At 72.0% G+C, this 25,906-nt stretch carries 22 protein-coding genes; 11 read left to right on the top strand and 11 right to left on the bottom strand.

Going from position 1 to position 25,906, the window contains the following annotated elements:
- Positions 1 to 30 precede the first annotated feature (30 nt).
- Positions 31 to 1,305: an ATP-binding protein gene (locus AQJ58_RS17005; protein WP_067251024.1), complete on the top strand. Its 1,275-nt coding sequence runs from the start codon at positions 31 to 33 to the stop codon at positions 1,303 to 1,305.
- Positions 1,306 to 1,356: 51 nt separating this feature from the next.
- On the opposite strand, the gene AQJ58_RS17000 is transcribed toward AQJ58_RS17005, so the two are convergent.
- A complete protein-coding gene (locus AQJ58_RS17000) occupies positions 1,357 to 1,887 on the bottom strand; it encodes a GtrA family protein (protein ID WP_067251022.1) in 531 nt (176 codons plus the stop codon).
- A gap of 222 nt (positions 1,888 to 2,109) precedes the next feature.
- On the opposite strand from AQJ58_RS17000, the gene AQJ58_RS16995 reads away from it, so the two are divergent.
- The 4 genes from AQJ58_RS16995 (at position 2,110) to AQJ58_RS16980 (ending at position 6,340) form a co-directional block, all read left to right on the top strand.
- The gene (locus AQJ58_RS16995; protein ID WP_067251020.1) at positions 2,110 to 3,249 is read left to right on the top strand and encodes a 5-(carboxyamino)imidazole ribonucleotide synthase; all 1,140 of its coding nucleotides are present in this window, start codon (positions 2,110 to 2,112) and stop codon (positions 3,247 to 3,249) included.
- The gene (purE, locus tag AQJ58_RS16990) at positions 3,246 to 3,770 is read left to right on the top strand and encodes a 5-(carboxyamino)imidazole ribonucleotide mutase (protein ID WP_079078987.1); all 525 of its coding nucleotides are present in this window, start codon (positions 3,246 to 3,248) and stop codon (positions 3,768 to 3,770) included. The genes AQJ58_RS16995 and purE overlap by 4 nt, the downstream gene beginning before the upstream one ends.
- 5 nt (positions 3,771 to 3,775) lie before the next feature.
- Positions 3,776 to 4,954 carry a dipeptidase gene (locus AQJ58_RS16985; RefSeq protein WP_079079041.1) on the top strand — a complete coding sequence of 393 codons (1,179 nt, stop codon included), beginning with the start codon at positions 3,776 to 3,778 and terminating at the stop codon, positions 4,952 to 4,954.
- A gap of 108 nt (positions 4,955 to 5,062) precedes the next feature.
- Positions 5,063 to 6,340: a dipeptidase gene (locus AQJ58_RS16980; RefSeq protein WP_079078986.1), complete on the top strand. Its 1,278-nt coding sequence runs from the start codon at positions 5,063 to 5,065 to the stop codon at positions 6,338 to 6,340.
- A 28-nt stretch (positions 6,341 to 6,368) separates the two neighbouring features.
- Here the strand turns inward: AQJ58_RS16980 and AQJ58_RS16975 are convergent, their stop codons facing one another.
- Together AQJ58_RS16975 and AQJ58_RS16970 are read right to left on the bottom strand one after the other, a co-directional pair.
- Positions 6,369 to 6,767 (bottom strand): VOC family protein, encoded by a 399-nt coding sequence (locus AQJ58_RS16975; RefSeq protein ID WP_067251012.1) that lies wholly within the window; start codon positions 6,765 to 6,767, stop codon positions 6,369 to 6,371.
- Positions 6,768 to 6,941: 174 nt separating this feature from the next.
- Entirely contained in the window at positions 6,942 to 8,285 is a 1,344-nt protein-coding gene (locus tag AQJ58_RS16970; RefSeq protein ID WP_067251010.1) for a UDP-glucose dehydrogenase family protein, read from the bottom strand.
- Positions 8,286 to 8,487: 202 nt separating this feature from the next.
- Here AQJ58_RS16970 and AQJ58_RS16965 point away from each other — a divergent pair, with 202 nt between their 5' ends.
- Positions 8,488 to 9,645, top strand: coding sequence for an acyl-CoA dehydrogenase (locus tag AQJ58_RS16965; RefSeq protein ID WP_067251008.1), 1,158 nt, complete (start codon positions 8,488 to 8,490; stop codon positions 9,643 to 9,645).
- 146 nt (positions 9,646 to 9,791) lie between these two features.
- Here the strand turns inward: AQJ58_RS16965 and AQJ58_RS16960 are convergent, their stop codons facing one another.
- Entirely contained in the window at positions 9,792 to 10,349 is a 558-nt protein-coding gene (locus AQJ58_RS16960) for an acyl-CoA thioesterase (protein ID WP_067251007.1), read from the bottom strand.
- A 120-nt stretch (positions 10,350 to 10,469) separates the two neighbouring features.
- Between AQJ58_RS16960 and AQJ58_RS16955 the strand changes: the two genes are divergently transcribed.
- On the top strand, positions 10,470 to 11,759 hold the full coding sequence (locus AQJ58_RS16955) for an LCP family protein (protein WP_067251005.1): 1,290 nt from the start codon (positions 10,470 to 10,472) through the stop codon (positions 11,757 to 11,759).
- Positions 11,752 to 12,396: an HAD family hydrolase gene (locus AQJ58_RS16950; protein ID WP_067251003.1), complete on the top strand. Its 645-nt coding sequence runs from the start codon at positions 11,752 to 11,754 to the stop codon at positions 12,394 to 12,396. The genes AQJ58_RS16955 and AQJ58_RS16950 overlap by 8 nt, the downstream gene beginning before the upstream one ends.
- 59 nt (positions 12,397 to 12,455) lie before the next feature.
- Here AQJ58_RS16950 and AQJ58_RS16945 read toward each other — a convergent pair whose 3' ends face one another.
- Together AQJ58_RS16945 and AQJ58_RS16940 are read right to left on the bottom strand one after the other, a co-directional pair.
- On the bottom strand, positions 12,456 to 12,821 hold the full coding sequence (locus AQJ58_RS16945; protein WP_067251001.1) for a four-helix bundle copper-binding protein: 366 nt from the start codon (positions 12,819 to 12,821) through the stop codon (positions 12,456 to 12,458).
- 105 nt (positions 12,822 to 12,926) lie between these two features.
- Positions 12,927 to 14,390, bottom strand: coding sequence for an LCP family protein (locus AQJ58_RS16940; RefSeq protein WP_079078985.1), 1,464 nt, complete (start codon positions 14,388 to 14,390; stop codon positions 12,927 to 12,929).
- A 128-nt stretch (positions 14,391 to 14,518) separates the two neighbouring features.
- Here AQJ58_RS16940 and AQJ58_RS16935 point away from each other — a divergent pair, with 128 nt between their 5' ends.
- On the top strand, positions 14,519 to 15,553 hold the full coding sequence (locus tag AQJ58_RS16935; RefSeq protein WP_067250998.1) for a glycosyltransferase family 2 protein: 1,035 nt from the start codon (positions 14,519 to 14,521) through the stop codon (positions 15,551 to 15,553).
- 33 nt (positions 15,554 to 15,586) lie between these two features.
- On the opposite strand, the gene AQJ58_RS16930 is transcribed toward AQJ58_RS16935, so the two are convergent.
- The 4 genes from AQJ58_RS16930 to AQJ58_RS16915 all read right to left on the bottom strand — a co-directional run bounded on the left by AQJ58_RS16930 (position 15,587) and on the right by AQJ58_RS16915 (position 21,765).
- Positions 15,587 to 17,284 (bottom strand): LCP family protein, encoded by a 1,698-nt coding sequence (locus AQJ58_RS16930; RefSeq protein WP_234360072.1) that lies wholly within the window; start codon positions 17,282 to 17,284, stop codon positions 15,587 to 15,589.
- Between the two features lie 93 nt (positions 17,285 to 17,377).
- Positions 17,378 to 19,147, bottom strand: a complete 1,770-nt coding sequence (locus AQJ58_RS16925) for an LCP family protein (RefSeq protein WP_067250997.1) — start codon at positions 19,145 to 19,147, stop codon at positions 17,378 to 17,380.
- 265 nt (positions 19,148 to 19,412) lie between these two features.
- Positions 19,413 to 20,540 (bottom strand): LCP family protein, encoded by a 1,128-nt coding sequence (locus tag AQJ58_RS16920; protein WP_067250995.1) that lies wholly within the window; start codon positions 20,538 to 20,540, stop codon positions 19,413 to 19,415.
- A 466-nt stretch (positions 20,541 to 21,006) separates the two neighbouring features.
- On the bottom strand, positions 21,007 to 21,765 hold the full coding sequence (locus tag AQJ58_RS16915; protein ID WP_067250994.1) for a TIGR03089 family protein: 759 nt from the start codon (positions 21,763 to 21,765) through the stop codon (positions 21,007 to 21,009).
- Between the two features lie 161 nt (positions 21,766 to 21,926).
- Here AQJ58_RS16915 and AQJ58_RS16910 point away from each other — a divergent pair, with 161 nt between their 5' ends.
- Both AQJ58_RS16910 and AQJ58_RS16905 read left to right on the top strand, forming a co-directional pair.
- On the top strand, positions 21,927 to 23,270 hold the full coding sequence (locus AQJ58_RS16910) for a peptidoglycan recognition protein family protein (protein WP_199844599.1): 1,344 nt from the start codon (positions 21,927 to 21,929) through the stop codon (positions 23,268 to 23,270).
- Between the two features lie 266 nt (positions 23,271 to 23,536).
- Complete coding sequence (locus tag AQJ58_RS16905; protein WP_067250992.1) at positions 23,537 to 24,619, top strand: mannose-1-phosphate guanylyltransferase; 1,083 nt, start codon at positions 23,537 to 23,539, stop codon at positions 24,617 to 24,619.
- Positions 24,620 to 24,857: 238 nt separating this feature from the next.
- Here the strand turns inward: AQJ58_RS16905 and AQJ58_RS16900 are convergent, their stop codons facing one another.
- Positions 24,858 to 25,871 carry a DNA-3-methyladenine glycosylase family protein gene (locus tag AQJ58_RS16900; RefSeq protein ID WP_067250991.1) on the bottom strand — a complete coding sequence of 338 codons (1,014 nt, stop codon included), beginning with the start codon at positions 25,869 to 25,871 and terminating at the stop codon, positions 24,858 to 24,860.
- Positions 25,872 to 25,906: the final 35 nt, after the last annotated feature.

Here is a 25,906-nt window from a genome sequence, read left to right as displayed (position 1 = left end):
TCCGTTTGAACTCCCTTTGGACATGAGGACATGCGCCGCCGACTGATCCAGTCCACTCTCGCCGTCGTGCTCGTGGTGATCGCCGTCTTCGGCGTCTCCCTCGTCATCGTCGAGAGCCGCACGATCAGCAACAGCGCCCAGGAGCGGGTGGACTCCGAGGCGGTGCGGCTGGTCGGCATCGTGGACACCCGGCTGCTCGGCCGCGAGGACGTCACCGCGGAGATCCTGCGCGACCAGGTCACCCAGGACCGCTACGCCGTGATCCGCATCCCGGGACAGCAGCCGATCGCGGTCGGCACCAAGCCCGGCGGTGACGTCATCCACGCCGAGGAGCGGGGGGAGGGCGGCGAGACCGTCCGGGTCGAGGAGCCCCGCTCCACGATCACCCGTGAGGTCGGCCGCACCCTGCTGATCATCGGCCTGGTCGCGCTGCTCGCGGTCGTCGCGGCGGTCCTGCTGGCCATCCGCCAGGCGAACAAACTGGCCTCCCCGCTCACCGACCTCGCCGAGACCGCCGAACGCCTCGGCTCGGGCGACCCGCGCCCCCGCCACAAGCGCTACGGCGTCCCCGAACTCGACCGGGTCGCGGACGTCCTGGACTCCTCGGCGGAACGCATCGCCCGGATGCTCACCGCCGAGCGCCGGCTGGCCGCCGACGCCTCCCACCAGCTGCGCACCCCCCTCACGGCGCTGTCGATGCGCCTGGAGGAGATCACCCTCACCGACGACCCCGACACGGTGAAGGAGGAGGCGACGATCGCCCTGACCCAGGTCGAACGCCTGACGGACGTCGTGCAGCGCCTGCTCACCAACGCCCGCGACCCCCGCACCGGCTCCGCCGTCTCCTTCGACCTCGACGAGGTCATCCAGCAGCAGCTCGCCGAGTGGCGCCCCGCCTACCGCAGCGCCGGCCGCGCCATCGTCAGCTCCGGCAAGCGCCACCTGCGGGCGGTGGGCACCCCGGGCGCGGTCGCCCAGGTCCTCGCCGCCCTGATCGAGAACTCCCTGATGCACGGCGGCGGCACGGTCGCCCTGCGCACCCGGGTCACCGGCAACCAGGCGGTCATCGAGGTCACCGACGAGGGGCCCGGCGTCCCCGCCGACCTCGGCGCCCGCATCTTCGAGCGCACGATCAGCGGCCGCAACTCCACGGGCATCGGCCTCGCGGTGGCCCGGGACCTCGCTGAGGCCGACGGCGGCCGCCTGGAGATGCTCCAGGCCCAGCCCGCGGTCTTCGGTCTCTTCCTCTCCCGCACGGCACCGCGCAAGCGGACGCCGCAGGACGAGGAACCGATGGTCAGGTAGGACCGGCAACCGGCAACCGGCAACCGGTGACCGGTGACCGGCGCTTCCGCTTCAGCCGACGCGCTGGCGGGCCTTCGCCTTGCGGGCCTGCCCCCCGATCAGGGACTCCTCCGCGAGAAACGACTCGGCACTGGCCACGGCCTCTTTGGCGGGCAGGGCACGGAACACCCACGACCGGTACGACCAGAAGCGGAACAGCGTGGCGACACCGATGCCGAGGAACTTGAACACGTTGCTCTGCAGCGGGCTGTCCCAGCCGAAGCCGTAGGTCGCCGCGAACAGCAGACCGTTCTCGATCACCAGGCCGACCGCGCTGAACAGCAGGAACAGCGTCAGTTCCTTCGTGCGCCCGCTCTTGTCGCGGTCACGGTAGGTGAAGTACCGGAACCCGATGTAGTTGAAGACGATCGACACCACGGTCGCGATGACACTCGCGCGGACCACCGGCAGGTCCGTGAGATGGCGGACGAGGTTGAACACGCCGAGGTTGACCAGCAGCCCCGCGCCACCCACAGCCCCGAATTTGACCAGCTCACGGCCCACGCGCCGTAGCCGTCCTTGCCCCGAGGAACCATGCGCCATGGTCGTACAGGCCCCCGTCCGGGTCTCGGTTGAGTCAACCCAGCCATGCTAACCACCACTCTTGTCGGTTTCCTGTGCTCCGCCTCACGGGTCGGGAACGGGTCGGGAAGAACGCGGCAAACAACGGGTGTGAGCCGGGCAAGAGAGGCGGTGGGAGCCCCGGACGCCCGTCCCGGCGGGCGCGGGCTCCGGCCCAGGTGACGCGGCCGATACCCTGGGGGCGTGACGTTCCCGGTAGTCGGCATGGTCGGCGGAGGCCAGCTCGCTCGTATGACACACGAGGCGGGCATTCCGCTGGGCATCAGGTTCAAGCTCCTCAGTGACACCCCCCAGGATTCCGCGGCGCAGGTCGTGAGCGATGTCGTCATCGGCGACTACCGCGATCTCGACACGCTGCGGGACTTCGCGCGCGGGTGCGATGTGATCACCTTCGATCACGAACATGTCCCCACCGAGCACCTCAGGGCACTGGAGGCGGACGGCATCCCCGTCCGCCCCGGCCCCGACGCGCTGGTACACGCCCAGGACAAGGGCGTGATGCGCGCGAAGCTCGACGCGATCGGCGTGCCCTGCCCACGGCACCGCATCGTGACCGACCCGCAGGACGTGGTCCGGTTCGCGGCCGAGGGCGACGGCTTCCCCGTCGTCCTCAAGACGGTCCGCGGCGGCTACGACGGCAAGGGCGTGTGGGTGGTGGAGACCGCCGAGGAGGCGGCCGACCCCTTCCGCGCCGGCGTCCCCGTCCTCGCCGAGGAGAAGGTCGACTACGTCCGCGAACTCGCGGCCAACGTCGTACGCTCCCCGCACGGCCAGGCCGTCGCCTACCCGGTCGTGGAGTCCCAGCAGGTGGGCGGCGTCTGCGACACGGTCATCGCGCCCGCCCCCGACCTCGACCGCGCCCTCGCCCTGCGGGCCGAGGAGATGGCCCTGCGCATCGCCAAGGAACTCGGCGTCGTCGGCCACCTCGCCGTCGAGCTGTTCCAGACCCGCGACGGCCGCATCCTCGTCAACGAACTCGCGATGCGCCCGCACAACTCCGGCCACTGGACCCAGGACGGCGCGATCACCTCCCAGTTCGCCAACCACGTCCGCGCCGCCCTCGACCTCCCCCTCGGCGACCCGCGCCCGCGCGCGCCCTGGACGGTCATGGTCAACGTCCTCGGCGGCGACTTCCCCGACATGTACTCCGCGTACCTGCACTGCATGGCCCGCGACCCCCAGCTCAAGATCCACATGTACGGCAAGGACGTGAAGCCGGGCCGCAAGGTCGGCCACGTCAACACCTACGGCGACGACCTCGACGACGTGCTCGAGCGCGCCCGTCACGCAGCCGGCTACCTGAGAGGCACGATCACCGAATGAGCCCCGTTGTTGGCATCGTGATGGGTTCGGACAGCGACTGGCCCGTCATGGAGGCCGCCGCCCAGGCCCTGGACGAGTTCGAGATCGACTACGAGGTCGACGTCGTCTCCGCGCACCGCATGCCCCGCGAGATGATCGCGTACGGCGAGCAGGCCGCCGACCGCGGCCTGAAGGTGATCGTCGCCGGCGCCGGCGGCGCCGCCCACCTGCCCGGCATGCTCGCCTCCGTGACCCCGCTCCCGGTCATCGGCGTGCCCGTCCCGCTGAAGTACCTGGACGGCATGGACAGCCTCCTGTCCATCGTGCAGATGCCGGCCGGCGTCCCCGTCGCCACGGTCTCCGTCGGCGGCGCCCGCAACGCCGGACTGCTCGCCGCCCGGATCCTCGCCGCCCACGACGAGGACCTCCTCGCCCGGATGCGCGACTTCCAGCAGGAGCTCAACGACCAGGCCACCGAGAAGGGCAAGCGGCTGCGCGCCAAGGTCGAGGGCGCCGGCGCCGGCTTCGGCTTCGGGAAGTGACCGCCTTGAGCGCACTCGAGGCAGCCCGGGAACTCCTCGCCGAGTTCCCGGTCGTCGACGGCCACAACGACCTGCCCTGGGCCCTGCGCGAGCAGGTCCGCTACGACCTCGACGCCCGCGACCTCGCCGTCTCCCAGAACGCCCACCTGCACACCGACCTGCCGCGGCTGCGCGCGGGCGGGGTCGGCGCGCAGTTCTGGTCGGTGTACGTCCGCGCGGACCTGCCCGACCCGGTCCCGGCCACCCTGGAGCAGATCGACTGCGTACGGCAGCTGATCGACCGCCACCCGGCCGACCTGCGCGCCGCGCTCACCGCCGCCGACATGGAGGCGGCGCGCGCGGAGGGCCGTATCGCCTCCCTGATGGGCGCCGAGGGCGGCCACTCCATCGCCAACTCGCTGGGCACCCTGCGCGGCCTGTACGCGCTCGGCGTGCGCTACCTGACCCTCACCCACAACGACAACGTGGACTGGGCGGACTCCGCGACCGACGAGCCGAGGGCGGGCGGCCTCACCGCGTTCGGCCGCGAGGTGGTGCGCGAGATGAACCGGCTCGGCATGCTCGTCGACCTCTCGCACGTGGCCGCCACCACCATGCGCGACGCGCTCGACGCCAGCACCGCGCCGGTGGTGTTCTCGCACTCCTCGGCGCGCGCGGTCTGCGACCACCCCCGCAACATCCCCGACGACGTCCTCGAACGCCTTCCCGCCAACGGCGGCGTCGCGATGGTCACCTTCGTCCCGAAGTTCGTGCTCCAGGCGGCCGTCGAATGGACCGCGGCGGCGAGCGAGAACCTGCGCGCCCACGGCTTCCACGACCTGGCCACCACCCCCGAGGCGATGAAGGTCCACGAGGCCTTCCAGGAGACGCACCCCCGTCCGGTCCCCACGGCCGCGACCGTGGCCGACCACCTCGACCACATGCGCGCGGTGGCCGGCATCGACCATCTCGGCATCGGCGGCGACTACGACGGCACGGCCTTCACCCCCGAGGGCCTGGACGACGTCTCCGGCTACCCCAACCTGATCGCGGAACTCCTCGACCGCGGCTGGTCGAAGGCCGACCTCGCCAAGCTGACCTGGCAGAACGCCGTGCGCGTGCTGGGCGCGGCGGAGGACGTCTCCCGCGAACTGCGCACCCGGCGGTCCCCGTCCAACGCGACGATCGAGTCCCTCGACGGCTGAGCCGCGCCCCGGTGGGCGGGCCGTACCCCCGAACGCCCCGCCCACCAGGAAGCCGCCCCGCCCCCGTGCGACGGTGGCCGTACCGCCGAGCGACGTACGGAGACCGTCATGGCCGACCTCCAGGACGAACTGCACGACCCGCCCGAGGCCCATGAACCACCGGTTCCCGCCACGGACCCGTACACCCCCACCCCCGGCCCGAAGCGCCCACCGCGACCTGCCCCGCCCACCCCGGCCACCGGGCCCGCCCCCTCGTCCCGACCCGCCCAGGCCCCCCGCCCCCACCCGGACCCACGACCGTTCCCCCAGCGACCCCACCCCCACCCGGCCCCGCCCCGGCCGGGCCCACAGTCACCCGGGCACCCGGAGCCGCCCGTGGACGCGGCCCCGGGCGGCGGGCCCGGCGACGGCGACCCCCTGGAACGGGCGTGCGCGCTGCTCGGGCGGTGGCCCGTCGCCGACGGGTACAACGGGCTGCCGCGGGCGCTGCGGGAGCTGCCCTGGTACGACCTCCAGCTCGGGGAGAGCGCCGTCGACACCGATGTGCCCCGGTTGCGGCGCGGCCGGGTCGGCGCGCTGTTCTGCGCGCTGCACCTGCCCGAGGGCCCCGCGTCCGAGCGGGCCCTCCGCGCCACCCTGGAGCAGCTCGACCTCGCCCGCGCGGTCGTCGCCGCCCACCCCGAGGGGCTGCGGCTCGCCCGGACCGCGGGGGAGGTCCTCGACGCCCGCAACTGCGGCCGGGTCGCCGTCGTCCTCGGTCCGGCGACCGCGGCCGCCCTCGACGGCTCCCTCGCCGTCCTGCGCGTCCTGCACTCCCTGGGACTGCGCGTCCTCACCCTCGCCGGCACCCCCTGGGCCGGCGACACGGGGCTGACCCGGTTCGGCGAGGAGGTGGTACGGGAGATGAACCGGCTCGGCGTCCTCGCCGACCTCTCCGGCGCCTCCGAGGCCACCGCGGACCGCGCCCTCACCCTCTCCCGCGCCCCGGTGCTGGCCACCCGCTCCGCCGCCCGCGCCCTGTGCCCGCACCCCGACAACCTCCCCGACGCGACGCTCGCCGAGCTGGGCGCGGCGGGCGGCGTCTGCATGGTGCCGCTGACCGCCGAGCAGACCGGACCGACCCTGCGGGACGTCGCCGACCACCTCGACCACGTACGCGCCGTCGCGGGCCCCGGGAGCGTCGCCCTGTCCGGCGCGTACGACTCCGGCGCCGCCCACCCGCATGGCCTCGCCGACGCCTGCGGCTACCCCCGCCTCGTCGCCGAACTCCTCGACCGCGGCTGGCCGGAGCCCGACCTGGCCCTGCTGACCTGGGGAAACGTCCAGCGCGCCCTGCGCACCGCCGACTTCACCGCCCGCGCCGCACAGGAACGCAAGGCCCCCTAGGGGGGCTCGATCCGGCAGAGGCAGCCCTCTAGGGATGCTCGATCCGGCAGAGGCAGAAGGGATGGCCCGCCGGATCGGCGTACACCTGGAAGTCCTTCTTCTCCCGGTCCTCCAGATCCAGCGGACGCGCCCCCAGCGCCAGCACCCGCTCGTGCGCCGCGTCGACCTCCGCCCACGTCGCGCCCGCGTCGAGATCGAGGTGGAACTGCTGGGGGTTGTGGTCCGGGCGCGGCCACTCGGGCGGGGTGTACCCCTCGACCTCCTGGAACGCGAGCCGCGGACCGCCGGGGACCTCGAGGACGTACCAGTCCTCCTCGCCCTCCTCGGCCCAGGGCGTGCCGCCCAGCAGCCCCGCGTAGAACTCGGCGAGGGCGCGCGGGTCGGGACAGTCCAGCACGACGGAACGGAAACGCACGACGGATGCCATGGGGGACACGTTCCCGCGCCGCCGCCCCGCATGCCTCACAGGAGATCGACAGGCGGCCGGGCAGGGGGTTCGCGCCGCAGACGCCACCCGCGTACGGCACAATGCACTCAGACGCCGGTTCGGCCGACTGAGCCTCGGCCGAACCGGCGTCACCCTGCGCTCAGGCCGGACCGCTCACGCCGTGGGACGGCCCATCGCCCGGTAGGTCCAGCCCGCACCCCGCCACGCCACCGGGTCGAGCGCGTTGCGCCCGTCGAGGACCAGCCGGGTCGCCGCCACCTCACCCAGCGCCGCCGGGTCCAGCTCCCGGAACTCACGCCACTCCGTCAGGTGCAGGACCACGTCAGCGCCCCGCACGGCCTCCAGGGCCGAGTCGGCGTACCCCAGCGTCGGGAAGACCCTGCGGGCGTTCTCCATGCCCTTGGGGTCGTAGACGGTCACCTGGGCGCCCTGGAGGTGGATCTGCCCGGCCACGTTGAGCGCGGGGGAGTCCCGGACGTCGTCCGAGTCGGGCTTGAAGGTGGCGCCGAGCACCGCGACCCGCCGGCCGAGGAACGGGCCGCCGCCGAGGGCCTCCCGGGTCAGCTCCACCATCTGCCCGCGCTGGCGCATGTTGATGGAGTCGATCTCCCGCAGGAAGGTCAGCGCCTGGTCGGCGCCCAGCTCGCCGGCGCGGGCCATGAAGGCGCGGATGTCCTTCGGCAGACAGCCGCCGCCGAAGCCGATCCCGGCCCGCAGGAACTTCTTGCCGATGCGCTCGTCGTGCCCGATGGCCTCGGCCAGCTTGGCGACATCGCCGCCGGCCGCCTCGCACACCTCCGCCATCGCGTTGATGAAGGAGATCTTCGTGGCGAGGAACGAGTTCGCGGCGGTCTTCACCAGCTCGGCGGTCGGGAAGTCGGTGACGACGAACGGCGAGCCCTCCGCCACCGGGGTGGCGTACACCGTCCGCAGCAGCTTCTCGGCCCGCTCGCTGCGCACGCCGACGACGATCCGGTCGGGGTGCAGGGTGTCCTGGACGGCGAGGCCCTCGCGCAGGAACTCCGGGTTCCAGGCCAGCTCGGCGTCCGCGCCGACCGGCGCCAGCTCGGCGATGGTGCGGGCGAGGCGCTCGGCGGAGCCGACCGGCACCGTCGACTTGCCGACGACCAGGGCGGGCCGGGTCAGGTGCGGGGCGAGGGAGCCGACCGCGGACTCGACGTACGACATGTCGCAGGCGTACTCGCCGTGCTTCTGCGGGGTGTTCACACAGACGAAGTGCACATCGCCGAAGGCGCCGACCTCGGCCCAGTCCATGGTGAAGCGCAGCCGGCCGGTCGAGCCCTCGATACCGGCGACGTGCCGGCGCAGCAGCTCCTGGAGCCCCGGCTCGTACATCGGGGTCTCGCCGCGCTCCAGCTTCTCGATCTTCTCCTTGACCACGTCCAGCGCGAGCACCTCGAAGCCCAGCTCGGCCATGGCGGCGGCATGGGTGGCCCCGAGATAGCCGGTGCCGATCACGGTGATCTTGAGGCTCATGGATGCTCCAGGAAAGTAAGCCGGGGGTGCGCGCGCCCGAGCATATCCGGGCGGGTCGGAGCCCCTCACCGGGCGCTTTCCCACCCAGGCTTCCCCTTGTTGTCCAGCTCACGTGCCAGACGCGCGGCCGGGCCTCTAAAATTTGAGTTACTTAACGGTAATTAGCGTCGGTAACGCTAGCGTCTTTGGAGCGTGAGCAACCTTGGCCGGATCGGCTGACTTCGACCTGTACCGCCCGTCCGAGGAGCACGACATGCTCCGGGACACCGTCCGCGCGCTGGCCGAGGCGAAGATCGCGCCGTACGCCGCTGCCGTGGACGAGGAGGCCCGGTTCCCGCAGGAGGCGCTCGACGCGCTGGTCGCGAGCGACCTGCACGCGGTGCACGTACCCGAGTCGTACGGCGGCGCGGGCGCCGACGCCCTGGCGACCGTGATCGTCATCGAGGAGGTGGCCCGCGCCTGCGTGTCCTCCTCCCTCATCCCGGCCGTGAACAAGCTCGGCTCGCTGCCGGTCGTGCTCTCCGGTTCCGAGGACCTGAAGAAGAAGTACCTGACCCCGCTCGCCAAGGGCGACGCGATGTTCTCGTACTGCCTCTCCGAGCCGGACGCGGGCTCGGACGCGGCCGGCATGAAGACCAAGGCGGTCCGCGACGGCGACCACTGGATCCTCAACGGCGTGAAGCGCTGGATCACCAACGCGGGCGTCAGCGAGTACTACACCGTGATGGCGGTCACCGACCCCACCAAGCGCTCCAAGGGCATCTCGGCCTTCGTGGTCGAGAAGTCGGACCCGGGCGTCTCCTTCGGCGCCCCGGAGAAGAAGCTGGGCATCAAGGGCTCGCCGACCCGCGAGGTCTACTTCGACAACGTCCGCATCCCGGCGGACCGCATGATCGGCGAGGAGGGCACCGGCTTCGCGACGGCGATGGCGACCCTCGACCACACCCGCATCACCATCGCCGCCCAGGCGCTCGGCGTCGCCCAGGGCGCCTTCGACTACGCCAAGGGCTACGTCCAGGAGCGCAAGCAGTTCGGCAAGCCGATCGCCGACTTCCAGGGCATCCAGTTCATGCTCGCCGACATGGCCATGAAGATCGAGGCCGCCCGCCAGCTGACCTACGCGGCCGCCGCCAAGTCCGAGCGCGGCGACCGCGACCTCACCTTCCAGGGCGCCGCCGCCAAGTGCTTCGCCTCGGACGTCGCCATGGAGGTCACCACGGACGCGGTCCAGCTCCTCGGCGGCTACGGCTACACCCGTGACTACCCGGTGGAGCGCATGATGCGCGACGCCAAGATCACCCAGATTTATGAGGGCACGAACCAAGTTCAGCGGATCGTCATGGCCCGCAACCTGCCGTAACGCCCACGCGCGGGCAGCGCCTCGCCCCGGACCCGTCCGGCCCGGGGTGAGGCGTTGCCGCATCCCGGTGTCGCGGCGCGCCGGCGTGCGCCCCCGCAGCCGCCGCGGACACCGCGGACACCGCGGGCGCCCGGGCCTCGGTCCCGTCAGTCCTCGTACCCCTCCGCCAGACGGCGCTCGCGCAGTTCCCGGATGGCGCGGCGGCGGGCCAGGCGGTGGGTGCGGCGGATCTGGGCCTCCTGGAGGCGGCGGCGGTCGCGGTCGGTCTCCGGGAGGACCGGCGGGACCACCCGCGGCTTGCCGTCGGCGTCCACCGCGGCGAACACCAGATAGGCCGAGCCGACCTGGGTGGGCGGCGCCGACTCGTTCCAGCGTTCGGCCAGCACCCGGACGCCGACCTCCATCGAGGTCCGGCCGGTCCAGTTCACCTGCGCCTTGACATGGACCAGGTCGCCCACCCGCACCGGCTCCAGGAACGCCATCTCGTCCATGGACGCGGTCACGGCGGGCCCGCCGGAGTGCCGGCCGGCCACGGCGCCCGCCGCGTCGTCGACGAGCTTCATGATCACACCGCCGTGCACCGTCCCGAGGAGATTGGTGTCGTTGTGGGTCATGATGTGGCTGAGGGTGGTGCGCGACGCGGACGTGGGCTTGCCCGGGATGTCCGGGAGGTCCGAGTCCACTGCGGTGAACTGGTCTGTCATGGCCTCCACCTTATGCCGCAGGGGACAAGCCGGGACTTTGTGTCAGCTTGGCAACAGCGGAGCGCTGATTTTCCGACACCCCTTGTAAGGGACACAGCCGCGGCCTGCACACTGTTCGGCATGAACGAGTGGCCCGAGGGATGGTCCGGCGACGACCGAGGCTCCCGGTACGGAAACGGCAGCGCGAACCCGCAGCCCGAGAGCGCGCGCGTCATGCGGCAGGTCCGGCGCGGCCCCGCGGCCCCGCCGCAGAGCGCCGGCGTCCCCCAGCAGCCGTCGTACGTCAGCGGACAGGGACACGGCGACTACACCAACGCCCGGCAGTCCGGGTACGACAGCGGCTACAGCTCGGGCCAGGTCTACGGCGCACCGGGCGGCCCCGGCGGCACCGGCGGCCCCGGCGACGGGTTCCCGCAGGGCGCCCGTCCCGCGCCCGACTGGCGCCGCCGGATCAAGTGGACCGCGATCACGCTCGGGATCGTCCTCGTCGTGACCTCTGTCTCCACCTACTTCTGGGCGGACTCCAAGCTGCGCCGCGAGGTCGACCTCTCCAAGGTCATCGACCGCCCCGAGCAGGGCGACGGCACCAACTACCTCATCGTCGGCTCCGACAGCCGTGAGGGCCTGACCGCCGCGGACAAGAAGGAGCTGCACACCGGCTCCGCCGAGGGCAAGCGCACCGACTCGATGATGATCCTGCACGTCGGGTCCAGCGGGGACACCCTGATCTCGCTGCCCCGCGACTCGGACGTGGAGATCCCGACGTACGTCGGCTCGGAGTCGGGCAAGACCTTCAAGGGCACCGGCCGGCACACCAAGCTCAACGCCGCCTACGCCGAGGACGGCCCGACCCTGCTCGTGCGGACGATCGAGTACAACACCGGCCTGCACATCGACCACTACGTCGAGATCGGCTTCGCCGGCTTCGCGAACATCGTGGACGCGGTCGGCGGGGTCGACATCACCATCGACAAGGCCTTCAAGGACAAGTACTCGGGCGCCGACTTCAAGGCCGGCAAGCAGACGCTGAACGGTGAGGAGGCGCTCGCCTTCGTCCGTACCCGGCACGCCTTCGCCGCCTCCGACCTCCAGCGCACCAAGAACCAGCAGAAGTTCCTCGCCGCGCTGGCCCACCAGGTGGCCACCCCGTCGACGATCCTCAACCCCTTCAAGTTCTACCCGGTGATGGGCGCGGGCCTGGACTCCCTGATCGTCGACAAGGACATGGGGCTGTACGACCTCGGGTCCATGTTCTTCGCCATGAAGGGCGTCAACGGCGGCGACGGCGTCTCCATGAACATGCCGATCTCCGGCTCCACCGGCGGCAACCTGGTCTGGGACAAGACCAAGGTCAAGCAGCTGGTGAACGAACTGAACAACGACGAGAAGGTCACGGTGACCAGTGACTGACCAGGGTGGGGACAGAGCGGTCCCGGGCCGTCCTTACGACGCCGTCCTGTGCGACGTCGACAACGTGATACGCCACTTCGACTCCGCCCACCTGGAGGCGCTGGAGCGCGCCGCCGGGCTGGCGGAGGGCACCACCAAGAAGGTGGCGTTCTCCCCGGAGGTGGACGGGCCGCTGCTGCTCGGGCAGATCACCGAGCAGGAGTGGGTCGCCGCCGTCGCCGAGGGCCTGCGCGCGCTGGTGGAGGACGAGGAGACCGCCTGGTCGCTCGGCACCGCGCTGCTGGAGTCGCCCTTCCACGCCGACGACGAGGTGGTCGCCCTGCTGCGCCGGGCCCGCACCCGGGTCCCGCTGGTCCTGGTCAGCAACGCCACGAACGGCCTGGAGGCCGACCTCGCCGCGATGGGCCTGACCGACCTCGCCGACGACGTCGTCAGCAGCGCCCGGGTCGGCCTCGTCAAGCCCGATCCGCGGATCCTGGAACTCGGGGCGGCACGGGCCGGCGTACGGCCCGAGCGGTGTCTGTTCGTGGACGACACCGCGGAGAACGTGGAGGCGGCCGCCGCGCTCGGCATGCGGGCCGTCCACTACCGGCAGCCGGCCGACCTGGAGCGGGAGCTGGCACCGCTGTTCGACTGAGCGCACCGCGACGGTCGGGGGCACCCCGCGGGGCGCCCCCGACCGCGTTCAGGCGGGGGTCACATGTGGGCGCCCGCCATCGTCCGACAGGACTCGGCGCAGCGGCGACACGCCTGCGCACAGCGCATCATCTGCGGATCGTCCGGCATGGACATACACGCCTCGGCGCACATGTCACAGGCCCTGGCGCACATCGCGCACATCTCGGCCGACATGGGCGAGCGCCGCATCATCATGTCGGCGCACATGCGGGTCATCTCGGAGCAGTCCATCAGCGCGCGCATGATCTGCATCTGGGCCTGGCCGCCCATCTGCAGGCAGGAGCTCATGGTCTCCTCGCAGACGGTGTGGCAGTCCATGCACGCCTGGACGCAGTCCTGCATCTCCTTGCTCATCGCCGTCATGGACGACTGCTGCTGGGTCATGGCTCCTCCTGGAGGGGGTGAGGGGCCCGGGGCAGGCCCCGTGCACTACCGTCCTACGCCCCCGAGGCCCCGGCCGCCATCCGGGCTACGCCTCCGGGTGCACCCTCAGGCGCACCCCACCTCGTTCCCCCGCACCACCTCCGGCTCCGCGGCCACCGGCTCCGGGCCCCGGACCCGGCGCACCTCACGGAAGTCCGTGCCCGCCACGACCTTCAAGGTGGGGCCGAGGCCGGGGACGGCCCGCAGGGCGCTGCCGGGCAGGGCGTCGGCCAGGGATCGGGCCGAGCGGTCCCAGCGGGGGTCGTGGAGCACGACCGTGCGCCGTACGTCCCGGGTGGCGGAGTCGACCGGGCGGCGCGTGGTGCGGAAGCCGGCCGCCGCGAGGGCGTCGTCCACCCGCCGGCCCAGACCCTCGGTGGACGTGCCGTTCTCCACCTGGACGAGGATCTGCTGCGGCGCCACCTCCACCCGCGGCGCCCGGGGGCTCGGGCTCGGCTTCGGGCGCGGCGGGGCCGAGTCCAGCGGCTTGTCCTCGCGCAGCGCCCGGAAGACCCGCTCGGATCCCGCCGGGTCCCACTTCAGCGTCGAGCCGATGCCCGGCACCACGTACCCGAGCCGGCCGATCGGCACCGTGGTGAACTCGGAGGAGGCGGGCGAGAAGGTGCGCATCGCCCGGCTGAGGTCGAGGAGTTCGCCCGTGCCGAAGCCGCGGTCGGCCCGGACCGACCCCAGCACCGCCCGGCTCACGTCGCGGAACTTCAGCGGGTTCAGCAGGATGCCCGAGGACGTCGCCCGGTCCACCAGCGAGGCCAGGAACCGCTGCTGACGCTTCATCCGGCCGAGGTCCGAGGAGCCGTCCGCGTGCCGGGCCCGGACGTACTGGAGCGCCGCCCCGCCCTTCAGCGTGTGCTCGCCCGGGGCGAGATCGAGACCGGTGTAGGTGTCCCGCAGCGGCCGCGCGGTGCAGATCCTCACCCCGCCCAGCACGTCCACCGTCTTCATGAAGCTGGTGAAGTCGACCTCCAGGTAGTGGTCGATCTTCACGTGGGTCATGTTCTCCACGGTGCGCACGGTGAGCTGCGGACCGCCCTCGGCGTACGCCGCGTTCAGCTTGATCGGGTGCCCCCGGTGCTCCCGCCCGCCGCTTTGTTCGGTGTGCGGGGGCGTCTCGGCGTACGAGTCGCGCGGCAGGCTCACCACGCTGGCCCGCTCCCGGTCCTCCGAGATGTGCACGATCATGATCGTGTCGGTGCAGTGGCAGGGCGCCCCGCCGAGCCGGAACCGCCGCCGCTCGGTCTCCGTGACCTTGTCCCGGCCGTCGGTGCCGACCAGCAGCACATTCATCCCGTGCCCGGCCCGCGGCCGGTTCTTCATGTCCTTGAAGGGGTCGACCCGGGCGATGCCCGCGTCGAGGCCGGCGACCAGCGAGTGCCCGATCCCGGCGGAGGCCAGGACGACGACCGAGAGCGTGGTCGCCGCCCGCATGGCCCAGCGCGGACGCCTGCGCCGTACGGAGCGGACCGGGGGGCGCGGTGGACGGCGCCGGGTCCGGGGCGGTGTGATGGGCATACGGGACACCTCCGGGCGACGGCGAAGGAGCGGCCGTGAGTACGGTAGGCCCGTACGATCTGCCGCCCGGTGCAGGGCACCCGGCGGCGCGCACCGGTGTCCCCCGTTCGCGGTAACGTGAGCGTCCTATGAACGCCAAGCCCGACGTGCAGCTCCCCGCCGTGTCCGTCATCATGCCCGTCCTCGACGAGGAGCGGCATCTGCGCGGAGCCGTCCAAGCGATCCTCGCGCAGGAGTACGCCGGCGAGATGGAGGTCGTGATCGCCCTCGGTCCGTCCAAGGACCGTACGGACGAGATCGCGGCCGCGCTCGTGGCAGAAGACCCGCGCGTGCACACCGTCCCCAACCCCACGGGCCGTACGCCCGCCGCCCTCAACGCAGCGATCAAGGCCTCCCGCCATCCGATCGTGGTCCGCGTCGACGGGCACGGCATGCTCTCCCCGAACTACATCGCCACCGCCGTACGGCTGCTGCAGGAGACCGGCGCGCAGAACGTCGGCGGCATCATGCACGCCGAGGGCGAGAACGACTGGGAGCACGCCGTCGCCGCCGCCATGACCTCGAAGATCGGCGTCGGCAACGCCGCCTTCCACACCGGCGGGCAGGCCGCGCCCGCCGAGACGGTGTACCTGGGGGTGTTCCGCCGCGAGGCCCTGGAACAACAGGGCGGCTACAACGAGGAGTTCATCCGCGCCCAGGACTGGGAACTGAACTTCCGCATCCGCGAGGCCGGCGGGCTGATCTGGTTCTCGCCGGAGCTGAAGGTGTCGTACCGCCCGCGGCCCTCGGTGAAGGCGCTCGCCAAGCAGTACAAGGACTACGGCCGCTGGCGGCACGTCGTCGCCCGCTACCACGAGGGCTCCATCAACCTGCGCTACCTCGCCCCGCCCACCGCGGTCTGCGCGATAGCAGCCGGCCTGGTCGTGGGCGCCGTGCTCACCCCGCTCGGGTTCCTGGTCCCCGGCGGCTATCTCGCGGCGATCGTCGCCGGGTCGGTGCCGGCCGGCAGGGGGCTGCCGCTCAGGGCGCGGCTCCAGATCCCCGTCGCCCTGGCCACCATGCACATGTCGTGGGGGTTCGGCTTCCTGACCAGCCCCAAGTCGCTGGCCAGGAAGGTCATCGCCTCGCGCCGGCCGGCGGTCCTCAGCGGCTCGTCGAGCTGAGGCACCGCCGCGGGCGGCGGACGCGGACCCGGACTACCAGGAGTAGTTCGGGTCCACGTGCATGCACTGCGACTCGTCCGCGCCGTTCATCGCCTGGGCCGACTCGGGCGTCTTGTCGTCGTCCTTCTTCACGGGCGCCGTGTACTTGTTCCCCGACCGCCAGTCCCCGCCGACGTAGAGCGTGACCCCGGAGACGTCGGTGGACTTCTTCACCTGGCTCGTCGGGACGCCGAGGACCTTGGCCACCCGCAGGGCGTCGGCCTGGAGGTCGGCGCTCGGGTAGCGGATCACCGTGGTCTCCTCGGAGGTGGCAGCCGAGGCGTCCGCGACGGCCTCCTTGAAGCCCTTGGCCTGTAGCAGGCCGGTCACCGTGCTCGCGCGGCCGACGACCGGCGCGAGCGTGCCCGTACGGGTGCTGTTGTGGACCTGCACCGCGATCGCGTCGTCCGCCGCGGCCGTGCCGGTGACCGTGGGCGAGGGGCTGGCCGTGGTCTTCTTCTCGTCCTTGCCGTCGAGCGCGATGTCCTCGCGCACCAGCCGGAACAGCTTGGCGGCGTCCTCGGTGGGCACCACACGGCCGGTCTGGACCGTGTCGTACGCGTTCGGCATCGTCGTCATCGTGATGCGTTCGGTGGGCACCTTCTGCAACTCGGTGGCCAGGTCGTACATCTTGGTGATGGTGTCCAGGCCGTCGTCGACGGTGATCGCCTTCGTGGCGGCCTCGGCGAGCTTGCGCAGCTTGTTGGGGTTGGTCAGCTTGGCGTTGGCGCGCAGCTCGCGGACCATGGAGTTCATGTACATGTGCTGCGCCTTGGCGCGGGCGAGGTCGGTGTCGTCCTCGAAGCCGTAGCGGGTGCGCAGCCACTGGAGGGCCTGCTTGCCCTGGATGGAGTGGGTGCCCTTCTCCAGTTTCAGACCGGAGCCCTTGCCGGTGCTCGTGTGCGAGTAGACGCTGGCGTCCACGCACACCGGGACGCCGCCGATCGCGTCCGCCATCGACACCACACCCGAGAAGTCGATCATCATGAAGTGGTCGATGTGGATGTCGGTGAGCTTCTCCCAGGTGGCCACCGTGCAGCCCGGGCCGCCGCGGCCCAGCGACTCGTTGGTCATCGACCGGGTGCTCGCCGGGTATTTCTTCCTGGTGTCCGGGTCCGTGCACTTGGGGATGGTGACGAGTGTGTCGCGCGGCATGCTCACCACCGACATGTTGCTGCGGTCCGCCGAGATGTGCAGCAGCATCTGGACGTCCGCGAGCGGGGGACCCCCGTAGGTGTCCTTCGCGCCGCCCAGCTTCTGGTTCTCCTTGGTGTTCCGTGCGTCGGAGCCGATCAGCAGGATGTTCAGCGCGGTCTGGCCGGCCGCGTTCGCCTGCGTCTTCGCCGCCCGGTCCTTGGCGTCGCCCAGGTTGAGGTCGTCGCTCTTGATGTTGGCGTTCAGGTGCTCGTAGTAGAGGTAGCCGGCACCCGCGCCGCCGAGTATGACCAGGGTCAGGACCGTCGCCGACCAGCGCAGCACGCGCCGTCTGCGCCGTCCTTTGCCGGCGCCGGCGCCGGTGCCGGTGCCGTCGCCTCCGGCCTCGCCCTTGCCGCCGTCGCCTCCGGTGCCGCCCTTGCCGCCGTCGCCCCCGGCCCCGCCCCCGTCGTCGGAGGCGTCCTTGTCCACCGAGGTCAGGGACATCGTGTCCTCGACCGCGGGACCCTCACCCCGCATCCCGCTCTTGGTCGCCATTCCCCAGCCCTCCACGCCGTGCACCTGACACGGGCCCGTCCCGCGTCAAGTCAGACGCACGACGGGCCCGTAGGGTTACCTACTTCCGGTTACCTACTTCGCGCACTGGACCTTGTCCGCCGTGGACTTCTGGACCGAGTCCGGCACCTTCGTGGCCGCCGTGAGCGAAACGCCCGCGCCCTTGAAGTCCTTGCCCAGCGTCAGCGTCATCGTCGGCAGCCCCTGGGCGTTGGTGACGCTCTTCCCCGGCTTCAGCGCGGTGCCCGGCAGCCCCATGATGGCGGCCAGCCGGCGGGCCTGATCGGCCTGGTCGGGGGCGTACTCGAGCGTCGTGTTGCTCAGTGCCTGCGGCGCGTTGCCCGCGTTCTCGGACTTCGTCACGCCCTCATCATTCTGCAGCCAGTTGAGAGTCTCCTGTGCGCTGCCGGCCGGGGCGCCGCCGTTCATGACCTGCACCCGGACCGCGGAGGCGGCGGACTTGGGGCCCTTGAGCCGGGCGGCGGCCTCGGCGGCGGCCGCGCTCTTGGACTCCTTGGCCTTCTTCTTCACCTCGGTGAAGGAGACGTCTTCCTTGATCATCTGGAAGATGGTGGGAGCCGTGGAGGTGTTGAGGACGACCGTCGCCTTGACCTTCTCCGCCGGGTTGTCGAGCACCGGGACGGTGGTGAAGGTCAGGTTCTTCACATTGAGCTTGCCGAGCTCCAGGCCCAGGTCCTTGAGCTTGGTGATGCTGTCCAGCTGGGAGTCGACGGTCAGCGCCTCGGTGCCCGCCTCCGCCAGCTTGATCATCTTGGTGGGGCTGGTGAGGGTGTCGTTCGACTTCAGCTTGCGCATCAGCGAGCCGAGGAACTGCTGCTGGATCTCGATGCGGCTCAGGTCGCCGCCGAAGCCCACCGAGTGCCGGGTCCGCACGAAGGCCAGCGCCTGCTCGCCCTCGATGGTGTGCGTGCCCTTGGACAGCTTCAGGTGCGAGTCCCGGTCGTTGATGTCCTTCGCCAGGCACACGTCGACACCGCCGACCGCCGAGGTCAGCGTCTTGACGGCGTTGAAGTCGGCGACCATGAAGTTGTCCGCCTGGATCCCGGTCAGCTCGGTGACCGTGCGCACGGTGCAGCTCGGCGTGCGCTCCTCCTGGCCGAGGCTCGTGTTGAAGCGGACGCCGTCCTGGCCGGGGATGACCTTCTTGGTGCCGTCCGCCAGCGTGGTGGGGCAGTCCGGGATGTCCACGATCAGGTCGCGGGGGATGCTGAGCGCGGTCGCGTTCGTACGGTCCTTGGAGACGTGCAGCAGGATCGTGGTGTCCGCGTGGCCGACGCTGTCGGTGTCGCCGTAGCCCTTGTTGCCGGCGCCGGTGCGCTTGTCGGTGCCGATCAGCAGGATGTTGATCGCCTTGTCCTTGCTGAAGCCACCGGTGCTCGCGCCGTCGTCGGAGACGGCGGTGATGTTGTCGTTGAGGTGCTCGAGGTAGAGGTAGCCCGCGGCGGCCGTGCCCACCAGCACGAAGGCCATGACGCCGCCGGTCCACAACAGGACCTTCTTCGTCTTCGACTTCTTCTTCACCGGCCGGCGCCCGCGCCGGTTCGCCGGCTCCTCCGGCACCCCACGCTTGCGGCGCGGGGCGGGGACCCGTTCCGGGGTTTCCTCCTCCGGCGCCTGGCGCTCCGGGGCCGCCGTACGGCCGCGCGCCCCGCCGGACGCGCCGGCCGGGGCCGCCGCGCGGGAGGCCGCCCTACGGGGTCCGGGGACCGCCGACTGCGGTGCGGAAGTACTCAGTCGCAGTTCGTATTCGCCGGTGTCCGGATTGAGCACCCACTGGTCTGCGGGATCGATGTTGTCCGCCCGCCCACGGCCTTGCGCGTCCACGGTCTGTCGAATCCTCCGTCGGGGCCACGCGGCGCCTTTCCCCCTCCAGGCGCTCGGGTCGTCTCGGTCACTCAGTCACAAGTCGGTCACATCAGTGCACGACCTCAGGACAGACCAAGCGGCCGGGTGCACCGGATCGCTCACACTATCCGCCCGGTTCGACATGGGGCGACGGCCGTGACACATTCCACGTCCCTACAACCGGGCAATCCGTCCCAATTCCCTGGCCATGACTTACTCCAGGGGCCTGGACTTGGCAAGCGCTTTACCCGCAACCGCCCTCGGCGGCGGTGCTGCCGCGGAACGTCGGGGCCGGTGGGGACGGGGAGGGCCCCCTCCTGGCGGACGAACCCTGCGGGCCCGACTCCGCCGTCCCCGCATGCGTGGGAAGTTTCTCGGAAACCACGACGGGTCCGTCGGTGCGCAGTTGTTCGAAGAGTTTCTCCGCCGCCGGCTCGACCAGTTGGTCGCGGTTGGCGTCGTGGATGTACGACTCCCGCGGAACGGTCAGGAATTGCACGTGTTCGGCGGGAATGTCCCCCAGGCCGCGCACCAGTTCATAGAGTCCGCGCAGACTCGCCAGATCCGGGTCGGTGGTGAGCGCGGAGGTGGCCGCGTCCAGCAGCGGGTACAGCTTCACCGGATTCAGCAGGACGCCGTTGCCGCGCACCTTGTCCACGAGCGCCGCGAGGAACCGCTGCTGCCGGTCCATCCGCTCGGTGTCGCTGCCGTCTCCGAGGGACTTGCGGGCCCGGACGTACCCCAGTGCCCGCTCCCCGTCGAGCGTCACCTCCCCGGCGGGCAGCCGCAGCCCGGCGGCCTTGTCGGCGATCGGTTCGGCGACACAGACCCGCACGCCGCCCACCGCGTCGACCATGTCCTTGAACCCGCTGAAGTCGACGACGACGTGATGGTCGATCCGCACCCCCGTCAGCTTCTCCACGGTCCGCACCGTGCAGGCCGACCCTCCCGTCTCGAAGGCGTGGTTGAACATGGCAAACACCGGCCGGGTCCGCGACCCGTCCGGCCGCCGGCAGGCCGGCACGTCCACCATCAGATCCCTCGGCAGGGACACCGCGGTCGCCCGGTGCCGGCCGCCCGACAGGTGCAGCAGGATCGTGGTGTCCGACCGCTCGGTCCCGGAGTCCGTCCCGTACCGCCCGTTGCCGTCCCCGGCCCGCGAGTCCGACCCGATGACCAGGACGTTCTGCGCGTCCTTGACGAGGGCGGCGGGTCGCTCCCTCGCATACCGGGCGAGCTCGGCCGCGGCCGCCTCGTCGGGCGTGATGTTCCCGTCGAGCCGGGTGTAGAGCACCCACCCGACCCCGCCGCTGCCCGCCACCAGCAGGGCGAGCGCCCCGACCCCGTACGCCACCCACCGCCGTCGCCTCATCCGTCCCACCCCCTCCGGCGTCCGATCGGTGCGTACGAGAGCGCAGTGCCGCTCCTACGACGATGACGCGAGGGTGGCGGGGGTGCGGGCGGGGATGGGCCGAACGGGTGAGGGGCGCACGGCCCGTGGGGGCGGGCGGTTCCCTCGACGCCGGTCGGCTGCGTGCCGTTCCCTCACGCCGGTCGGCTGTTTCTTCTTTCCGTCCGCCCGGCGTTCGAGGACGAGGCCGTCCATACCCATCCCGGGGGCCGGAGGGCGGAGCCCTCGGTGCGGGAGGCGGATCCAGCCCCGCCTAGGGCCTGTCTGACAATTCCCGTCTGCCCGGCGACGCCATGCACGCCCTCTCGCCGCACCGGCCCCAGACCCGAGTACACCAGTACGCAGGCCTCGGGCCGGCACACCGAGAGCACGCACCTGACGCCGCCGGGCCGCCCTTCGGGCGACGACGCGAATTGTCAGACAGGCCCTAGCGGGCAACCGCCGTCACCCGCTCGCTCTCGATCCGCTGAGCCACCGTCTCCTCCCCGGCCTGCTCCAGGTTCCGGCACAGCACCACCGACCCCCCGCTGGCCAGCGGCGCGTACAGCCCCGCCGCGAGCCCCTCCCAGGTGTCGTACGGCAGCCCCGACAGCAACCGCGACCCGGGCCCCGTCAGCCCCAGCCCCGCCGCCCCGTCCCGGGCCCGCTCCACGATCTCCGCCCCGCTGTACTCCGCCCCGGCCACGATCAGCGCCGGCGCCTCGGGATCGACGGGCACGTACGCCGCGAACCGGTCGCCGTACGTCGGCACTTCCACGGCGTAGTCGGCGTACCCCTGCGGCGGCCCCGGCACGAACCGCCGCCCGAGCGGCGCGAGCGAGAGCGCGTACCGCTCCCCGCCGCAGGCGAGCCCCGCCTCGAACCGCTCCGGCCCGGCCACCACGAAGTCCGCCCGCGCCGGATCCCCGTCCACGTCCGCGACCACGCCCACCGACGCGCACGCCAGCAGCCACACCGCCGTCTGCCAGTGCGCGGGCAGCAGCAGCGCGACCCGGTCGCCGGGCTCGGCGGACATCCCGTCCTGGAGCAGGTTGGAGGTCTTGGCCACCCAGTTGGCGAAGGTGGCCACGGACAATTCGACCCGCTCGCCCGTGGCGTCGTCGTAGAAGGTCACGAGGGGACGCGCGGGATCCGCGGCGAGCGCGGAACGCAGCAGGTCGGCAGGGGTGCGATCGGTGACGTTCACCCGCGCAAGCGTACGCGCCGCGTCGGTGCCGCACCCGCCGCCGTGCCACCGGTTCGGCCGAACGCCCGGCCTGCGGGCGCCACCGGTTCGGCGGAACGCTCCCGACGGCCCGTCATATCCCCGATGGACAGATATGTATGACTCTGCCCAGGATCGTTCGCATGCGTGGATTGCTAGCTACTTCGATCGGTGTCACCTGTGCGGCCGCCTTCGCCCTGCCCCTGACGTCGCCCGCCACGGCGGCGGCGGTGCGACCGGCGCCGACCGCGGAGGCCGGCGCCGGGGCCGCCAGGGCGGCCGCCCTCCCCGGCAGCACCCAGTCACTGCCCCTCACCCCCCTCACCCGCGACCGCGCCCTCGGCTCCGCCGACCGGGGCACGCGGCGCACGGACGTCCACCGTTTCTCCCTCCTGGGCGTCGTCTGGGACGACCCGGACGCCGTACTGCACGGCCGCGTCCAGGTCCGCACCCGGCCGGCCGGCGGCGAGGCCTGGTCCGGCTGGCAGGACGTGGAGACCCACAACGCCGACCACGGCGCCGACCCGGGCACCGCCGAACGCACCTCGGGCCATGTCCGCGGCGCCACCGCCCCCCTGTGGGTCGGCGAATCCGACGGCGTCGAGATCCGCGTCCACCCCGACGCCTCCCTCCCCGCCGGCCTGCGCCTGGAGTTGGTCGACCCCGGGGGTGGCGCCGCCCCCGTGCACGTGCCCGTGGCGCCGCGCAGCCGAGCCCTGCCGGTCACCTCGACCGCGGAGCTGTCCCCGGCCGAGCGGTCGGCCTCCGCCGCCAACGCGCCCCTCGCCCGGCTGGGTGCCACGAAGATCACCGCCCTCGACCGCGAACGGACGAGACGCGGACTCGGCACGAAGAAGACGGGGAAGCACCGCGCGGCCCCCTACATCGGTCCCCGGCCGAGCATCGTCACCCGCCGCGGCTGGGGCGCGGACGAGAGCATGCGGGAGGCCGGCTTCCGCTACACCACCACGGTGAAGGCCGCCTTCGTCCACCACACGGCCACCGGCAACAACTACACCTGCGCACAGGCCCCGTCCGTGATCCGCGGCATCTACCGCTACCACGTCAAGAGCATGGGCTGGCGGGACATCGGCTACAACTTCCTCATCGACAAGTGCGGAACCATCTACGAGGGCCGCGCCGGCGGTGTCACCAAGGCCGTCATGGGCGCCCACACCCTCGGCTTCAACACCAACAGCATGGGCGTCGCCGTCCTCGGCACCTTCACCTCCGCCAAGCCGAACTCGGCCACCGTCACGGCCATCGCGCGTCTGACGGCATGGAAACTCGGTCTCTTCGGGGCGAATCCGAACGGAAAGACATACCTGAAGTCCGGGGGTGGGAATCTGTACGCCAAGGGAAAGAACGTACGACTCAATGTCATCTCCGGTCACCGTGACGGGTTCGCCACGGAATGCCCGGGCAAGCAGCTCTACGGCAAGCTCGGCACGGCCCGCTCGGCCGCGGCGACCTACCAGGGCCGCTGAGGGTGGACCGCGGCCGGATCGCTCCGGGGGCCAGGGGAGGTCCCCGGTACCGACCGCACCGGCCCGCACCGCACCGCACCCGAACCGCACCCGAACGGCGGGAGAACACATCCAGGTGGGGGCATGGTTCATCAGCCGTCGGGGGGACAGTCTCCTCGGGACCGGGACGGAACACCGCACGGCCTGGAAAGCGCCACACAACGGTCTGCATACACTGGCCGGTCGAATGACAGTTCGGCCGGTCCCGGCAGGAAGCAGAGACGAAGGTGACAGAAGCGATCCTCCTGGTCGGCGGCAAGGGCACCCGGCTGCGCCCGCTCACGGTGCACACGCCCAAGCCCATGGTCAGGGCGGCGGGGGTGCCTTTCCTCACCCACCAGTTGGCGCGGGCCAAGGCGGCGGGGGTGGACCACATCGTCCTCGCGACGAGCTATCTCGCGGAGGTCTTCGAGCCCTACTTCGGCGACGGCTCGTCCCTGGGCCTGCACATCGAGTACGTGACGGAGGACGAGCCCCTCGGCACGGGCGGCGCGATCCGCAACGTGGCGTCCCGCCTGCACTCGGCCCCCGACGACCCGGTACTGGTCTTCAACGGCGACATCCTCACGGGCCTGGACATCAGAAGGCTGGTGACCACCCACCAGGAGACGGCGGCGGACGTGTCGCTGCACCTGACGAAGGTGACGGACCCCCGCGCCTACGGACTGGTCCCCACCGACGGCACGGGCCGGGTCCTCGCCTTCCTGGAGAAGCCCGAGACCCCCGAGGAGATCGTCACCGACCAGATCAACGCGGGCGCCTACGTCTTCCGCCGCTCGGTCATCGACACGATCCCGCAGGGCCGCCCCGTCTCGGTGGAACGCGAGACGTTCCCCGGCCTGCTGGCGGCCGGGGCCCACCTCCAGGGCATGGTGGACTCCACCTACTGGCTGGACCTCGGCACCCCCGCGGCCTTCGTACGGGGCTCCGCCGACCTCGTCCTCGGACGCGCCCCGTCCCCCGCGGTCCCCGGCCGCTGCGGCGACCGGCTGATCCTGCCCACGGCCCGGGTCGCCGCGGACGCCAAGCTCACCGGCGGCACGGTGGTCGGCGAGGGCGCCTTCGTGGCGGAGGGTGCGCGGGTCTTCGGCTCCACGATCCTCCCCGGCGCCGTCATCGAACCGGGCGCCGTCATCACCGACTCCCTCATCGGCACCCGGGCCCGGATCGGCGAACGCTCCGTCCTCACCGGCACGGTCATCGGCGACGGCGCGGTCGTCGGCCCCGACAACGAACTCCGTGAGGGCGCCCGCGTCTGGTGCGACGCCCGCATCCCGGCAGGAGCGGTCCGCTTCTCCTCCGACCAGTAACCCGACCGCCGAAGGCGCCACCTCTCGATCGCCGGGCCCGGCACGTCAGCCGCCCGGCGCCCGAGGACGCGGCGCCCTCACAGGGGCGTCACTTCTGTGCGCCGGTCCGCCTTCCTCGGCCGTCCGGCGCTCGAGGACGCGGCCCGTCCCGGGCCGATCGGCGGTCCAGGGGGGCGCAGCCCCCTGGAACCTGGCCCGAAGGCCCCCTGGAATCGGGGCCGAAGAGGCGCCGGCCCCTTCACAGCGCCCCGATGTCCCCCCGCCGCATCCGCGGCGCCCTCCGCTCCGGCACCCGCCCGCTCAGCAGGATCAACCGGGCGGCCCGATGCCGCTGCCCCGCATACGGCTCCAGCAGCTCCAGCATCGCCGCGTCGTCCGCGTTCCGGTCCCCGGCCAACGCCCACCCCACGATCCCCGGCAGATGCAGATCCCCCACCGTCACCGCGTCCGCCGCCCCATGACTGCGCTGCACGGTCTCCGCCGAGGTCCACGGGCCGATCCCCGCCACCACCTCCAGCCGGGCCCGTGCCTCCTGCGCGGACATCCCCACCGCCTCCTCCATCCGCCGCGCCACCCGCACCGCCCGCAGGATCGTCGACGCCCGCTTGTTGTCGACGCCCGCCCGGTGCCACTCCCACGACGGAATCAGCGCCCAGGTCCGCGCCGGGGGCATCACCCACAGCCGTCCGCCTGCCGCGGGTCCCGGTGCCGGCTCCCCGAACTTGCGCACCAGCGACCGCCACGCCCGGTACGCCTCGTCGGTCGTGACCTTCTGCTCGAGAATCGACGGGATCAACGAATCCAGCACCAGCCCGGTCCGCGTCAGCCGCAGCCCCGGCCGCCGGTGCCACGCGTGCGCCACCACCCGGTGCCTCGGCACGAACGCCTCCGGCTCGTCGCGGGCGCCCAGCAGCTCGGGCAGCGCCTCCAGCAGCCACTCCGCCCCCGGCCCCCACGCCTCTCCCCGTACGACACCGGCGCCGGGCGCCACCGAGACCCGCAGGGTCCCCGCCCCGGCCGGGGTCAGACTGGCCCGCCACACCGACCCGTCCGGCATCGCCCGGAACGTCGGATCGTGGGCCCCCCGCCGCAACGGCCCCAGCACCAGCCCCAGATCGACCGGCCCCCGCGGCACCCACTCGCGCACCCGCCCCGGCCCGTCGGCGTCCCGCGCCGCCGTCCGCGCCGGCACGGGGACATGCCCGCCGCGCACGGTCGTACGCGTGGACCTGGGTGCGAAACGTCCTGCCACGATGCCGTCCCGAATCCGGAGAACCGATGGAAGCC

Source organism: Streptomyces sp. DSM 15324 (genome assembly GCF_001514285.1).
GTDB lineage: Bacteria > Actinomycetota > Actinomycetes > Streptomycetales > Streptomycetaceae > Streptomyces.
The sequence above is the reverse complement of the archived record's forward strand: the minus strand, read 5'-3'. Positions and strand labels throughout refer to the sequence as shown.